Source organism: Vibrio splendidus (genome assembly GCF_003345295.1).
GTDB lineage: Bacteria > Pseudomonadota > Gammaproteobacteria > Enterobacterales > Vibrionaceae > Vibrio > Vibrio splendidus_K.
Map to the genome: position 1 here is coordinate 319,301 of NZ_CP031055.1, position 15,212 is coordinate 334,512.

Consider the following 15,212-nt stretch of genomic DNA (forward strand, 5'->3'; position numbering starts at 1 on the left):
GCTTATTTGTCTTCACTTTTTAAAGTGAAAGCAAATAGAAACCCTTTCGGGTTGTATGGTTAAGTGACTAAGCGTACACGGTGGATGCCTTGGCAGTCAGAGGCGATGAAAGGCGTAATAACTTGCGATAAGCCCAGATTAGGTAGTAATAACCTTTTGAGTCTGGGATTCCTGAATGGGGAAACCCACTTGCATAAGCAAGTATCCTGTTGTGAATACATAGCAACAGGAGGCAAACCGGGGGAACTGAAACATCTAAGTACCCCGAGGAAGAGAAATCAACCGAGATTCCGAAAGTAGCGGCGAGCGAAATTGGATTAGCCCTTAAGCTTTTAATGATGCAGGTGAAGAGTCTGGAAAGTCTCGCAATAAAGGGTGATAGCCCCGTAACCGACACATCATAATCAGTGAAAACGAGTAGGGCGGGACACGTGATATCCTGTCTGAATATGGGGGGACCATCCTCCAAGGCTAAATACTACTGACTGACCGATAGTGAACCAGTACCGTGAGGGAAAGGCGAAAAGAACCCCTGTGAGGGGAGTGAAATAGAACCTGAAACCGTGTACGTACAAGCAGTAGGAGCACCTTCGTGGTGTGACTGCGTACCTTTTGTATAATGGGTCAGCGACTTAATTTTAGTAGCAAGGTTAACCGTTTAGGGGAGCCGTAGGGAAACCGAGTCTTAACTGGGCGTACAGTTGCTAGGATTAGACCCGAAACCAGGTGATCTAGCCATGGGCAGGTTGAAGGTTGAGTAACATCAACTGGAGGACCGAACCGACTAATGTTGAAAAATTAGCGGATGACTTGTGGCTAGGGGTGAAAGGCCAATCAAACCTGGAGATAGCTGGTTCTCCCCGAAAGCTATTTAGGTAGCGCCTCGGACGAATACTACTGGGGGTAGAGCACTGTTAAGGCTAGGGGGTCATCCCGACTTACCAACCCTTTGCAAACTCCGAATACCAGTAAGTACTATCCGGGAGACACACGGCGGGTGCTAACGTCCGTCGTGGAGAGGGAAACAACCCAGACCGCCAGCTAAGGTCCCAAAGTATAGCTAAGTGGGAAACGATGTGGGAAGGCTCAGACAGCCAGGATGTTGGCTTAGAAGCAGCCATCATTTAAAGAAAGCGTAATAGCTCACTGGTCGAGTCGGCCTGCGCGGAAGATGTAACGGGGCTAAGCTATACACCGAAGCTGCGGCTACGTACCTTAGGGTATGTGGGGTAGGGGAGCGTTCTGTAAGCCGTTGAAGGTGGTCTGTAAGGGCTGCTGGAGGTATCAGAAGTGCGAATGCTGACATGAGTAACGATAAAGGGAGTGAAAAACTCCCTCGCCGGAAGACCAAGGGTTCCTGTCCAACGTTAATCGGGGCAGGGTAAGTCGACTCCTAAGGCGAGGCCGAAAGGCGTAGTCGATGGGAAACGGGTTAATATTCCCGTACTTCTTACAATTGCGATGGGGGGACGGAGAAGGCTAGGTGGGCCTGGCGACGGTTGTCCAGGTTCAAGTATGTAGGCGGAAAGTTTAGGTAAATCCGGACTTTCATTAACGCTGAGATACGATGTCGAGCTACTACGGTAGTGAAGTCATTGATGCCATGCTTCCAGGAAAAGCCTCTAAGCTTCAGATTGTAAGGAATCGTACCCCAAACCGACACAGGTGGTCGGGTAGAGAATACCAAGGCGCTTGAGAGAACTCGGGTGAAGGAACTAGGCAAAATGGTACCGTAACTTCGGGAGAAGGTACGCTCTTATCAGTGAAGTCCCTTGCGGATGGAGCAGACGAGAGTCGCAGATACCAGGTGGCTGCAACTGTTTATTAAAAACACAGCACTGTGCAAAATCGTAAGATGACGTATACGGTGTGACGCCTGCCCGGTGCCGGAAGGTTAATTGATGGGGTTAGACTTCGGTCGAAGCTCTTGATCGAAGCCCCGGTAAACGGCGGCCGTAACTATAACGGTCCTAAGGTAGCGAAATTCCTTGTCGGGTAAGTTCCGACCTGCACGAATGGCGTAATGATGGCCACGCTGTCTCCACCCGAGACTCAGTGAAATTGAAATCGCTGTGAAGATGCAGTGTACCCGCGGCTAGACGGAAAGACCCCGTGAACCTTTACTACAGCTTGGCACTGAACATTGAACCTACATGTGTAGGATAGGTGGGAGACTATGAAACCGCGTCGCTAGATGTGGTGGAGTCGTCCTTGAAATACCACCCTTGTAGTTTTGATGTTCTAACGTTGGTCCCTGAATCGGGATTACGGACAGTGCCTGGTGGGTAGTTTGACTGGGGCGGTCTCCTCCCAAAGAGTAACGGAGGAGCACGAAGGTGGGCTAAACACGGTTGGACATCGTGTGGTTAGTGCAATGGCATAAGCCCGCTTGACTGCGAGAATGACAATTCGAGCAGGTGCGAAAGCAGGTCATAGTGATCCGGTGGTTCTGAATGGAAGGGCCATCGCTCAACGGATAAAAGGTACTCCGGGGATAACAGGCTGATACCGCCCAAGAGTTCATATCGACGGCGGTGTTTGGCACCTCGATGTCGGCTCATCACATCCTGGGGCTGAAGTCGGTCCCAAGGGTATGGCTGTTCGCCATTTAAAGTGGTACGCGAGCTGGGTTTAGAACGTCGTGAGACAGTTCGGTCCCTATCTGCCGTGGGCGTTGGAAAATTGAAAGGGGCTGCTCCTAGTACGAGAGGACCGGAGTGGACGAACCTCTGGTGTTCGGGTTGTCATGCCAATGGCATTGCCCGGTAGCTAAGTTCGGAATCGATAACCGCTGAAAGCATCTAAGCGGGAAGCGAGCCTTGAGATGAGTTTTCCCTGGCACTATAAGTGTCCTAAAGGGTTGTCGTAGACTACGACGTTGATAGGCAGGGTGTGTAAGTGCTGCGAGGCATTGAGCTAACCTGTACTAATTGCCCGTGAGGCTTAACCATACAACACCCAAGGGGTTTTGTGGACTCAAAGACAGACCTTGAATGCGTTTGAAGAGAAATAACTTTTAGATAAGCTTTCCGAATTTTAAAATTTGCTTGGCGACCATAGCATTGTGGACCCACCTGATTCCATGCCGAACTCAGAAGTGAAACACAATAGCGCCGATGGTAGTGTGGGGTTTCCCCATGTGAGAGTAGGACATCGCCAGGCTTTAAATTAAATCTTTAGGTTGACCGACCTGGAGATATGGACGCTCACTTAGTGAGTTGACCACTGCGGAGTGGTAGTTCAGTTGGTTAGAATACCGGCCTGTCACGCCGGGGGTCGCGGGTTCGAGTCCCGTCCACTCCGCCACTTATTCAGAGGTTCAGCTCTTTAAAACTGAAATAGGGGTGTAGCTCCAATTGGCAGAGCAGCGGATTCCAAATCCGCGTGTTGGGAGTTCGAATCTCTCCACCCCTGCCATATTTAAGGCTCTAGTCGAAAGACTAGAGCCTTTTTGCTTTTTCCGATATAGATAAATGAACAACGAAGCTCTACTGCTACAAATTATCTCAACATCTCTAATCGTTAGTTCAGTTTAAAACAACCTATGTTGTTGCATTGATATATTAAGGCTTCAGTCGAAAGACTGGAGCCTTTTTATTTTCTGCTCGCATCTGCAATTTTATTTTTAAGACGATTAATTAACGCTGTTAATCGTCAAGTGCAGTGGCTGCCCGTTATACGAAATTCAAAAATCAGTGACGAGTTTGAGATCTTTACGTCTCTTCAGTTAGCCAATAGCAGTGATGAAAGTTGGTTGATAAGACGTGTTGCTTGTTATTTTCATTTAATGGCCCGAAAAACTTACTACTTATACGCCCCAATTCCTAAATGACAGCTAGTATAAATACTAAAGACAAATCATTTAGGATCGTTATGAGGTTACTTTGCGCTGCGGCTACTGTGTTATGTTCATTCGTAGCCATAGCAACTCCTTGGGAAAAGGCGAAGAGCCCGACAATCAACTCAACATCATCTATTGGCAGTTATGCTAATGGCTGTTTAGACGGTGCACAGGCTTTGCCTATTAATGGGGAGGGCTATCAAATTATTCGCCCTCAGCGAGAACGCTACTATGGCCATACCGAGGCCATTCAGTTTATTGAAAGGTTAGGTGTGACTGCGAGCGAAAAACTCAATACCAATTTACTGGTTGGTGATATTTCTCTACCTCGAGGGGGACGCTTCTCATCTGGTCATTCAAGCCACCAGACTGGCTTGGATATTGATATATGGTTAAGGCTCACTGATGAGAGACTTTCCGAAAATGAACTCGCTGTTCCTAAGCCAATAAGCGTTGTCGACCTTACTAATTACAAACTGCGTAAATCAAATTGGACCGATGACCATTTTCAAGTTATTCGCTATGCAGCCAAAGATCAAAAAGTGGTACGTATCTTTGTCCATCCTGTTATTAAACAAACTCTTTGTGACCAAGAAAGCTCTGATGCCAATGAGAGAGCTTGGTTAGGAAAAATCAGACCTTGGTGGGGACATCATTCTCATTTTCATGTTCGTTTAAAATGTCCTAAAGGTAGTTCTAACTGCATCGCTCAAGCAAACCCGCCAAAAGGAGATGGTTGTGGAGATGAACTTGCCAGTTGGGCTCCGCAGATCATTCCAGTTCCTCCACCTAAAAAAGTAGCTAAAAGTAAGAAAAAAAAGAAAGTTAAAGTAATGCCGAGTCAGTGTTTAGCCTTGATATCCAATAAGTAATCGCATCTATCGAGGTTAATTACAGTGGTAATGCCACTGACTTTCTCGTCTCTGAAACTGGAGAAATGTCACACTTTTGTCTAGAGTTTATAAACACGTAATTAAGAACATCGTTTGATATCAGAACAAACGAATAACGACAATAGCAAATACAACGATGAATTTGATAATGCTTAGTCAGGGATGGCGTGTTTTTGGGTGAAAGATGCGGCTTATGTGCAGTATATGAAAATCAGAGTCTGATACCCGTCTATAAAAATTCAAGGATAAGACAATGACTATGATTTGCGCGAGGGAATTCTCTAAATGGTTAAGACATAGATTCAATAGTGAGAAGACTGGTATTTCAATTTCTAGAGAAGATATAAACCAGCTAACCGGTCGACAACGGTTAGATCCTAGTTTTGTTAATGATGTTCATTATGAACTGATGCAGTATGGAATGGCGTTTGTCACTGATACCAGTCGGGAGAGTTTTTATTTGGTACCTGTATCTCAAACCAAAAATTGGCGAGAACAACTTGAATACCAATTTGAGAAAGAGATGTTCTGCAACATATATCCCATTGAAAAATCGGGTTAAAAAAAAGGTTCAACTTATGGTTAAGTTGAACCTTTTCTTTTTTAGGTCAAGCCTTGAATGATAACAAACTTCTCTAGTAGCTCATCGTCAGTTTCAATATGGTTTGGGTCAGTGATTATGCACTTTGTAATAGGGCACACTGACTGACATGTTGGCTTCTCATAGTGACCTTTACACTCAGTACATAAATCAGGATCGATTTCGAAGATACTGTCACCCATCGTGATTGCGCCATTTGGGCATTCTGGGTCACACATATCGCAGTTTATGCACTTGTCAGTTATTAACAGAGCCATTGCTTTCTTCTCAGTAGAGTTTCTAGGTAAAGTTATTTACCTGAAGCGTTACGTGTATCTTGGCCTGCGCTCAAGTTACGCATTAACAAACCAAATTCTAGGTCAAGGTCAGCCGGTACTGGAATAAATACAAAGTGACCGTTACCTTTTGCGTCATCTACTGGCTGAGATTTACGGTTCTCCATAACTTCTAACTTGAAAACGATGTTACCTTTTGGTGTCATCATTTCTAAGCTATCGCCAACTAGGAACTTGTTCTTCACTTCGACTTCCGCTAAGTCACCACGGCGGTTGCCAGTGAATTCACCTACGAATTGTTGAGTATCTGAGATTGAGTAACCGTACTCGTAGTTTTGGTATGTGTCGTGAGTGTGGCGACGCAAGAAACCTTCAGTGTAGCCACGGTGAGCTAGGCTCTCTAGCGTACCCATAAGGCTTTCATCAAATGGTTTGCCAACTACAGCATCATCGATAGCTTTACGGTAGACCTGTGCTGTACGTGCACAGTAGTAGAAAGACTTAGTGCGGCCTTCAATCTTCAATGAGTGAACACCCATCTTAGTTAAGCGCTCTACGTGTTGGATTGCGCGAAGATCTTTTGAGTTCATGATGTAAGTACCATGCTCATCTTCAAACGCTGCCATTTTCTCTTCAGGTTTGTGTGACTCAGAAAGTAACACGACTTCATCAGTTGGCTTGCCAAGGCCTAGAGTGTTATCTGGACGTTCGTCTTGAACTTCAATACCCTGAGTTTCTACTTCTTGAATCGCAACACCTGTTGGGTTTGCTTCAACGATCTGACCGTTTTCGTCTTCTTTCGCAGCTTCGGTTTTGTATTCCCAACGACAAGCGTTAGTACAAGTACCTTGGTTTGGATCGCGTTTGTTCATGTAACCAGAAAGTAGGCAACGACCTGAGTAAGCCATGCATAGTGCGCCGTGAACAAAGATCTCTAGCTCTGTTTCTGGGCAGTGTTCGCGAATCTCTTCGATTTCTTCAAGAGATAGCTCACGAGATAGGATCACACGCTCAACGCCTTGAGTTGACCAGAACTTAACGGTCGCCCAGTTTACGGCATTTGCTTGAACTGAAAGGTGGATCGGCATTTCAGGGAATGATTCACGTACCATCATGATAAGACCTGGATCTGACATGATAAGAGCGTCTGGGCCCATCTCAACAACTGGCTTAAGGTCGCGAATGAATGTTTTTAATTTAGAGTTGTGTGGCTGAATGTTACATACAACATATAACTTTTTGCCTTGAGCATGAGCTTCATCGATACCGATTTGTAGGTTTTCGTGATTGAACTCGTTGTTACGAACACGAAGGCTGTAACGTGGCTGGCCAGCGTAAACTGCATCTGCGCCGTAGGCGAATGCGTAACGCATGTTTTTAAGGCTTCCTGCCGGTGATAATAGTTCAGGTACAAATGGTTTTTGTGTAGTCATTGCTTCGTTCTCTAATCTGATCTCAAGTCAGGTTGATACCACCAAGTGATATCAAAGGGGCGCAAATTTTACGCTAAAATGAGTTTGGTTGATAGCCCTAAAGATAACAATGGTATTGCGAAGAGTGTTGTTAGGTGTTGATAAGCGGGGTGGAGAAGAAAACAAGCTCAGATATCGTCGACACCTGAGCTCTAAATCGAAACAATTAAGCGTTAGGTTGAGTTAACCCGCCTAATGATTCAAATAGGTTTGGAAGGAAAACACTGAACTCACCACAAAGTAGAGAGAAGTCTGCATCAAAACGCGCAGCTTGATCTTCGCGAGGAATATCGTCGTTCTCATCTTTTAGTTCATCACTGAATTTCAGGCGCTTGATGCTGCCATCTTCAGCAAGGATGAACTCAATGCGATCTTGCCAGTTGATCAGAAGCTTAGTCACAACTTTGTTGGCTTCAATGTGGTTTTTAATCTCATCCGCTTCTAGTTCTTGTTTCTTAACTCGAACAATGCCGCCGTCTTCTTGGATTGATTTAAGCTCAGCTTCATCGAGCATGGTGATACCTTTAGGCGTATCACCTGACTTAACCCATTCAGTTAAGGTTGTTTCAATCGCTTGCTCTGGAATAGCAGGCACTACTGGCAAGCTACCCATTGTTTTACGTAGTAATGCCAACACATCTTCTGCTTTTTTGTAGCTGCTAGCATCAACAACAATAAAGCCTTCTTTCGGCATGATCAGTGCGTAAGTGAAATTACTGCGGCTGAAAGCGCGAGGAAGAAGATCGATGATGATGTCTTCTTTTAGGCTGTCTTTCTCTTTCTTTTTCAGAGGAGTACCAGACTCCGCTTCAAGCGTTTCTACTTTTGCATTCAATGAATCTTTGATCACAGAAGCTGGAAGCATTTTCTCTTCTTTCTTTGCACAGATGAGAATGCGGTTTTCTGATACGTGCGTCATCATATCGCCGTGTCTACCCATCGCATTTACCCAACCAAACTTCTGTTTGTCTTGGCTGCCACAAGGGGTAAAACGGAACTCTTCAAGTTGTTTCTCTAACTGATCTGCGTTGAAGTCTATATCACGATTAAAGCGATAGACGAGGCAATTCTTAAACCACATAAATATTTCTCATACCTTTATCTGAAGACGCTCATCATAGGAGATTTCGATCCATTTGTCTTATACCTGCAATAAAAATTAAAAGTGAAATGTTTGAGACAGTTATATGAAAATTTGTTTTCAAAGGTCACAAAAGTGTCATAATTAAACCAGATAATGCAATGCGTTGATTAAATACTAAGGCTATTCAATTATGTCGAGAAGGATTCTGGTCGTTGAAGATGAAGCACCTATTCGTGAGATGTTGTGTTTTGTACTTGAGCAAAAAGGCTACCAAGCAGTAGAGGCTGAAGATTACGATACAGCGGTAAACAAGCTATGTGAACCTTTCCCAGATCTAGTATTACTAGATTGGATGCTACCTGGTGGTAGCGGGATAAACTTTATCAAGCACATGAAGCGTGAAGAGTTAACTCGCAACATCCCTGTGGTGATGCTGACGGCTCGTGGCGAAGAAGAAGATAAGGTGCGTGGTTTAGAAGTGGGCGCTGATGATTACATCACCAAGCCATTTTCACCAAAAGAGCTCGTGGCTCGCCTGAAAGCGGTTATCCGCCGTGTAACGCCTACTGCACTAGAAGATGTGATTGATGTACAAGGCCTTAAGCTAGACCCTGTATCTCACCGCGTTACCGCAAGTGAAGGTCCAGTTGATATGGGCCCAACCGAATTCAAAATGCTGCATTTCTTTATGACTCACCAAGAGCGTGTGTACAGTCGAGAGCAACTACTGAACAACGTTTGGGGTACCAACGTTTACGTTGAAGATCGTACGGTAGATGTTCATATTCGACGTTTACGCAAAGCACTTGAATCTGCTGGTCATGACAAATTAATTCAAACGGTTCGCGGCGCAGGCTACCGTTTTTCTACAAAGGCTTAATGTGGCTTCACTGCCCAGTTTATGGAGTCCTGAATGGTTGAGAAGTTAACCTGGAAAAAGCTAGCTTGGGAGCTGGCTTTTTTTTACGCACCTTGGATTATAGTCGGATGGATATTCGGTTATTTACCTTGGTTATTGCTGGCTGCAACAGTATTACAGTTAGCATGGCATCTACACTATCAAATGCGTTTGTCTGCTTGGTTGTGGGATGAAAAGCGGTTAACACCCCCTTCAGGATCAGGAAACTGGGAGTCTCTGTTTAACGGTATCTATCGTATGCAGCAGAGACAGCGTCGTAAGCGCAAAGAATTGACCAACCTTATTCGCCGTTTCAGAAATGGTGCTGAATCCCTTCCCGATGCCGTTGTGGTGTTTCGCGGTGAAGGCAATATTGTTTGGTGTAATAAGCTTGCTCAGTATTTACTGGGTTTTCGCTGGCCAGACGATTCAGGTCAACCGATCTCTAATTTGATCCGCACGCCGGACTTCATCAAGTACCTTAATAAACAAGATTTCTCAGAGCCGTTAGAGATGCCTTCGCCACTTAATGTGGAGCGCATGCTTGAGCTTCGTATCGTACCGTATACCGAGGGCGAACACCTCATGGTAGTACGTGATGTTACTCAGCTAAAACAACTGGAAGGCATGCGTCGTAACTTTTTCGCTAATGTTTCTCACGAGCTACGCACTCCAATGACCGTACTTCAGGGCTATCTTGAAATGACGGAAGATCCAGACATGGTCGTTGGGCCTATGTGGCCTAAGGCTCATGGTGTGATGACTGAGCAATTGAATCGCATGAACAGTTTGGTCAATCAGCTTCTTACTCTTTCTAAGATAGAAGCGGCGCCAATGCATGAATTGGATGAAGTAGTTAACGTTCCGGCGATGTTGGAAGTTCTTGAAAAAGAAGCCGCTAGTCTCAGTGGAGAGCGAGAACACAAGCTGGAATTTGATATTGATAAGAGCTTACGCGTATTAGCTGATGAAGATCAGTTAAGAAGTGCGATATCGAATCTAGTTTACAATGCAGTGAAATACACGCCGCCTGGTGCGACCGTAAAGGTTCGTTGGTACCAAACCAGTCAAGGCGCGTGTTTGGATGTGTCAGACACTGGAGACGGTATCGAACCCCAACACTTGCATCGACTTACAGAGCGTTTCTATCGTGTTGATAAAGCACGCTCACGCGATACTGGGGGCAGTGGCCTAGGGTTAGCGATTGTGAAACATGCGTTGAGTCACCATGATTCACATTTAGAGATTCAAAGTGAAGTGGGTGTTGGTAGCCGATTCCATTTCACGCTACCTAGCCGATTGACCGTGTCATGAGTTCTTTAATACGCAGGATGCGTTTCCCCATCAGTTCATTATTAGCATTAGCTTTGGTTACCCCTGTACATGCCGAGCAAGGTGTAGATTCTCTTCCTGATTATTCTAAGGTACCGGGTATTTCTGGCAGCTTGTTGTCTGTCGGTTCGGATACTTTAGCGGGAATGACTACGTTATGGGTTGAAGAGTTTAAGTCTTACTACCCGAACGTGAATGCTCAAGTTCAGGCTTCTGGATCATCCACTGCACCTCCTGCATTAACGGAAGGTACTGCTCACCTTGGGCCGATGAGTCGTCCAATGCGCCTACGAGAAGTGGAAGCGTTCGAAAGGGAGCATGGCTATAAGCCGACGGCGCTTCGAGTTGCTATCGACGCGATTGGTCTTTTTGTACATCGTGATAATCCTATCGAGGGGCTTAATTTTCGCGAAATTGACAGCATATTTTCAGAGACATTGCGCTGCGGCGCGACTAAGCCGCTAAATAATTGGCAAGATTTAGGTATCAGCCAGCCATGGGCAAAACATAGATTCCAACTGTTCGGTCGTAATTCCGTTTCGGGAACCTACGGCTACTTCAAACAAAACGCATTATGTAGTGGCGACTTCAAAAACCGAGTCAATGAACAGCCAGGATCTGCGTCGGTTGTACAGTCGGTCGCTTCATCAATCAGCGGGATAGGGTACTCAGGTATTGGTTATCGAGTGGCCGGTGTTAAGTTAATTCCTATCGCAGAGTATGGTTCTGATTATGTAGAGCCGACTCGAACGAATATCTTGAGCGGTGATTACCCTCTATCTCGCTTTCTTTATGTGTATGTGAATAAGCACCCAGATAAACCACTTTCTCCTGTTGAAAGAGAGTTCCTCACTTTTGTGTTCTCAAAGCAAGGGCAAGAACTGGTAGAGAAAGATGGCTATTTAGCGATACCGTCAGAGTTCGCTGAGCAAGAATTGGCAAAAATTGGACTCTGATTTAGGTACTATGAACGTCGAAACTTAACGTAGAAACCTAACGTATAAACAGCTTGCTAGCCGCAGGCTGTTTTTATTTTGTCGGCGCATCATTCAAGCTTCAACGACCATCCAGCATCTTGCCAGCGTCGTTGTTCTTCTTTGAGTTCATAATCAAGCAGTTGATTTTCAGCTAACCAGTCGATGGTATCTCCTTCTAAACACCAATTCTCATCTTGCTCAATGGTTAATTTTACATTGGGTATTGGCGATTGGCTTCGCTGTCGATTGAGCAGGATTGCTATCCTCAGTATTCGAATTAACAACGCTACCTGCCCTGTATTGAATAGCGTGAGATCCGGTAAGTAACTAAGCTTAATCGCTTTTCTTTGATAGCGAACTAATGTTGAGATCAGACGCTGCTGCTCAGTATTGAAACCGGGCATAGTCGTATGTTTAAGAAGATAAGCTGAATGACGGTGATAACCTTGGAATGCGATGCTTTGTCCAACTTCATGAAGCAATGCAGCCCATCCAATTAGATCATAAAGTTCATTATTTACCGCAGTACTCACCTGAGGTTGCGCTTGTTTCAGTAATGAAAGGGCGAGTGCTTTGACTTTCTGGCCATGAACTATGTCAACATGGTATCGAGAGACAAGCGTTTCGGCGGTTCTTGTTCGAACATCAATATCTTTAAACCGATCTTCCATGTCATAAAGAACCCCTTCTCTTAAGGCACTATCGGAGAAATGCAATTCATTGATGTTGAGCATATCCATAACTGCTGAAAGAATGGTGACGCCAGCGGCAAACACCGGCTTTCTTTCATCACTTAAACCTGAAAGGTCTAATCCCTTAGATGATGGAGATTCACATAAGTGGTTCCTCAAATAGGATAGGCGTTGCGGCGTAATGAGACCATCGGTGAACCCTAAGCCAATGAGTACCTCTTTTATTGATTTAGCCGTCCCTGATGAGCCAAAGGCAACTTCCCAAGAGATTTGTTTGTATTCTTCAATTAATGGCATCAACAGGCGAGTAGCAGAGATATAAGCATCGGAGAAGTGCTGTGATGTCAGCCCTCCATCGGCAAAGAAGCGCTGAGTAAAACTGACGCATCCCATCGGTAAGCTACGCATTATTTGGGGTGTAAAGCCTTGCCCTGCGACGATTTCGGTACTCCCGCCACCGATATCAATAACTAATTTGGATTCGGAAGCGGCTTGAGTGTGCTCTACGCCGTTATAGATAATTCGAGCTTCTTCTTGACCTGAGATGATCTCTATTGGAAAAGGAAACAATGGTTTAGCTTGCTCTAAGAAGTCTTTGGTATTTTTAGCCTTTCTTAGGGTATGAGTCGCGACGACTCTGACATCATCAAGTTCAAAATCCGCTAGTCGTTCTGCGAATACCTTGAGGCACTCCAATCCCCGTTCGATAGCACTTTCGGATAAGAAGTTACGCTCATCCAACCCATCGCCTAACCTCACTTTCTGTTTATGTCTGCTGACTAATTGCAGGTGTTGTTCGAATACTCGGGCAACCACCATATGAAAGCTGTTCGAACCTAAATCGATAGCGGCAATACATCGAGAATGTTTGTTATCAATTAGCGGCATGACTTCTTCTCTTGTTTGTACTTCTTGCGAGCAAGTTTCTCCATACGTTTAATATAGTGGTAAGTGGAGAGTTGTGACGTCGGGTAATCAAGTGGGTTTGCTGGTGGTTGTATGTAAGGGTTGCTCATCGATTGCTCTAGCACTCGGGCTTTGTTGCTGTCATCGAAATGAAACTCGGTGATATCGATAATGGTTTGCTTGATCTTTGGATCTAAAATTGGGGCTGCAACTTCGATGCGATGATCAAAGTTTCGTGTCATCCAGTCGGCAGAGGAGATATAGACTTTTGGATTTCCAGCGTTACCAAAGATCATCACTCTTGGGTGTTCGAGAAAACGATCGACCACACTAATAATCTCAATCTGCTCACTGATGTTGGGGACTCCTGGTACGAGAGAGCACATACCACGAATGACCATTCTCACTTTTACATTGGCTTGGCTGGCCTGATAGAGCTTCTCAATGATCTCTCGGTCGACCAAATTGTTGAGTTTTAGAGTGATACTTGCAGGCTTGTTCTCTATCGCGTCTTGTATTTCATTATCTATCAACTGATACAGGCGTTTTCTTGTATTCTTTGGTGACACAATCAGTTGTTTGAACTGTGATTTTTGATAAGGGTTTTCAATATACTTAAAGACTTGTCTCACCTCTTGGGTCAAATCTTCATTCGCAGTGAGCAGAGAAAAGTCGGTATACACGCGCGCTGTTACTTCATGAAAGTTACCGGTGCCAATATGAGCGTAATGCGCCGTATGTTTGCCTTCTTTCCGTTTAATGAGCAGCAGCTTAGAGTGAATTTTCAAACTTGGGATGCCATGGATGACTTTTATACCGGCTTCTTGAAGTTTCTTGGTCCATTGAATATTGGCTTGTTCATCAAAGCGAGCTTGCAGCTCAACGACGACAGTTATTTTCTTACCATTGTGTGCTGCATCGATGATCGAACTAAGGAGTTTTGAGCCTTCTGCAACACGGTAAACGTTTATTTTTATAGAGGTTACCTTCGGGTCAAAGGAAGCTTGCCTCACGAGTTCAGTGATGTGATTAAAGGTGTGATAAGGGTAATGCAGCAAGATGTCACGAGCTTTGATCGCTTCGAAATAGTTTGGGTAGTGGCTGAAATGCGCGCACTTAATTGCGGGTAGTGGACGATTAACTAAATCACGTCGATTAAGGCTTGGGAACTCAGAGAAATGTTTGAAGTTATGATAGCGTCCACCCGCAATGACACTGTCATAGTCAGACAGCTTAAGTCTGACTTGTAAGAAGTGGAGCATTTCAGCAGGCATTTCTGACTCATAGATAAGGCGTATCGGTAGTGCCGTCAAGCGCTGTTCTAAACCCAACGACATAGATTCTAGTAGACTATTTTCATTGCTCTCTTGAAGGTCATAATCGGCATCACGCGTCATTTTTATAGCAAAGCAACGCACGGAGTCATACTCAAAGAATCCTTTAAGCAAGTCATCTAAACAAAATCGAACTATATTATCTAATAAGATCAAAGTCGTACGCTGTGAACCCGAAATGTCTGGTAACTTAACAAATCGAGGGAGAGCTTCTGATGGGATTTCGAGTAAGACATATTGAGAAGATGTCTCGTGCTCAATGTCGATGGCTAAGTAACTTTGCTCGTCTTTCATAATATTGAGCAACTGGCTATCTTCGTTCAAGAGAAACGGAGTTAAATGTGGCAGCACTTTTTTCTTAAAGTACTTTTTGATCCACTCACTCTGTTCTTCGCTAATTTGTTGTTCGTTAACTAGAAAAATACGATTGCGTGCCAGCTCCAATAGTAAGTCGCTATACAGTTCATGGAATCGAGCATCGAGCTTTCTTGCTTTGCTCTGCATTTGAGTTAGTAGGGTTTTCTGTGAGTTGGCAGGTAATTGAGGATCTTGAAGTAAGATCTTTCGTTTCACATCAGCAAATCGGACTTTGTAAAACTCATCGAGGTTTTTCGAGTAAATACCTAAAAAACGAACTCTTTCGATTAAGGGAACTGACTTGTCGGCCGCTTCTTGGAGTACTCTTTCATTGAAGGATAACCAGCTAAGTTCTTTTGTGACATGGTCTTTTTCCATCGAGATGATAATCCTTGAGTGCTGGCTATAGAGCTGATTACTTTAATTTAGAATGACAAAATTCACAAAATCTATGATCTTACTTTAAGAAATATGGTCAACAAACTTGTTATTAGTTTCAGTTGTTTAACGTAACTTGTAATATAATTGTCATCTAACGTACATATTATGT

At 44.5% G+C, this 15,212-nt stretch carries 10 protein-coding genes, 2 tRNA genes and 2 rRNA genes; 9 read left to right on the forward strand and 5 right to left on the reverse strand.

The genetic code is table 11. From position 1 onward, the window contains the following. Positions 1-57: 57 nt before the first annotated feature. The 6 genes from DUN60_RS01320 to DUN60_RS01345 all read left to right on the forward strand — a co-directional run bounded on the left by DUN60_RS01320 (position 58) and on the right by DUN60_RS01345 (position 5,296). A 23S ribosomal RNA gene (locus DUN60_RS01320) occupies positions 58-2,951 on the forward strand. 95 nt (positions 2,952-3,046) lie between these two features. Further along, positions 3,047-3,162 (forward strand): 5S ribosomal RNA (gene rrf, locus DUN60_RS01325). A 67-nt stretch (positions 3,163-3,229) separates the two neighbouring features. Further along, a tRNA-Asp gene (locus DUN60_RS01330) sits at positions 3,230-3,306 on the forward strand. A 34-nt stretch (positions 3,307-3,340) separates the two neighbouring features. Continuing rightward, a tRNA-Trp gene (locus tag DUN60_RS01335) sits at positions 3,341-3,417 on the forward strand. A gap of 456 nt (positions 3,418-3,873) precedes the next feature. Next, the gene (mepA, locus tag DUN60_RS01340) at positions 3,874-4,713 is read left to right on the forward strand and encodes a penicillin-insensitive murein endopeptidase (RefSeq protein WP_114633002.1); all 840 of its coding nucleotides are present in this window, start codon (positions 3,874-3,876) and stop codon (positions 4,711-4,713) included. Between the two features lie 274 nt (positions 4,714-4,987). Further along, complete coding sequence (locus DUN60_RS01345) at positions 4,988-5,296, forward strand: hypothetical protein (protein ID WP_004735060.1); 309 nt, start codon at positions 4,988-4,990, stop codon at positions 5,294-5,296. A 41-nt stretch (positions 5,297-5,337) separates the two neighbouring features. Here the strand turns inward: DUN60_RS01345 and DUN60_RS01350 are convergent, their stop codons facing one another. From DUN60_RS01350 to rdgC, 3 genes are all read right to left on the reverse strand, one after another. Next, a complete protein-coding gene (locus tag DUN60_RS01350; protein WP_004735061.1) occupies positions 5,338-5,592 on the reverse strand; it encodes a YfhL family 4Fe-4S dicluster ferredoxin in 255 nt (84 codons plus the stop codon). Between the two features lie 32 nt (positions 5,593-5,624). Beyond that, positions 5,625-7,043, reverse strand: coding sequence for a prephenate-dependent tRNA uridine(34) hydroxylase TrhP (gene trhP / locus DUN60_RS01355; RefSeq protein ID WP_114633003.1), 1,419 nt, complete (start codon positions 7,041-7,043; stop codon positions 5,625-5,627). Positions 7,044-7,248: 205 nt separating this feature from the next. Further along, the gene (gene rdgC / locus DUN60_RS01360) at positions 7,249-8,163 is read right to left on the reverse strand and encodes a recombination-associated protein RdgC (protein WP_009848262.1); all 915 of its coding nucleotides are present in this window, start codon (positions 8,161-8,163) and stop codon (positions 7,249-7,251) included. Between the two features lie 193 nt (positions 8,164-8,356). Here rdgC and phoB point away from each other — a divergent pair, with 193 nt between their 5' ends. The 3 genes from phoB to DUN60_RS01375 are packed head-to-tail and all read left to right on the forward strand — an operon-like array spanning position 8,357 to position 11,352. Beyond that, complete coding sequence (gene phoB / locus DUN60_RS01365) at positions 8,357-9,046, forward strand: phosphate regulon transcriptional regulator PhoB (protein ID WP_004735064.1); 690 nt, start codon at positions 8,357-8,359, stop codon at positions 9,044-9,046. A gap of 33 nt (positions 9,047-9,079) precedes the next feature. After that, entirely contained in the window at positions 9,080-10,378 is a 1,299-nt protein-coding gene (phoR, locus tag DUN60_RS01370) for a phosphate regulon sensor histidine kinase PhoR (RefSeq protein WP_017106503.1), read from the forward strand. Further along, the gene (locus tag DUN60_RS01375) at positions 10,375-11,352 is read left to right on the forward strand and encodes a PstS family phosphate ABC transporter substrate-binding protein (RefSeq protein WP_114633004.1); all 978 of its coding nucleotides are present in this window, start codon (positions 10,375-10,377) and stop codon (positions 11,350-11,352) included. The genes phoR and DUN60_RS01375 overlap by 4 nt, the downstream gene beginning before the upstream one ends. Positions 11,353-11,441: 89 nt before the next feature. Here the strand turns inward: DUN60_RS01375 and ppx are convergent, their stop codons facing one another. Together ppx and ppk1 are read right to left on the reverse strand one after the other, a co-directional pair. After that, complete coding sequence (gene ppx, locus DUN60_RS01380) at positions 11,442-12,953, reverse strand: exopolyphosphatase (protein ID WP_114633005.1); 1,512 nt, start codon at positions 12,951-12,953, stop codon at positions 11,442-11,444. Continuing rightward, the gene (ppk1, locus tag DUN60_RS01385; RefSeq protein ID WP_114633006.1) at positions 12,944-15,040 is read right to left on the reverse strand and encodes a polyphosphate kinase 1; all 2,097 of its coding nucleotides are present in this window, start codon (positions 15,038-15,040) and stop codon (positions 12,944-12,946) included. The genes ppx and ppk1 overlap by 10 nt, the downstream gene beginning before the upstream one ends. Positions 15,041-15,212 lie beyond the last annotated feature (172 nt).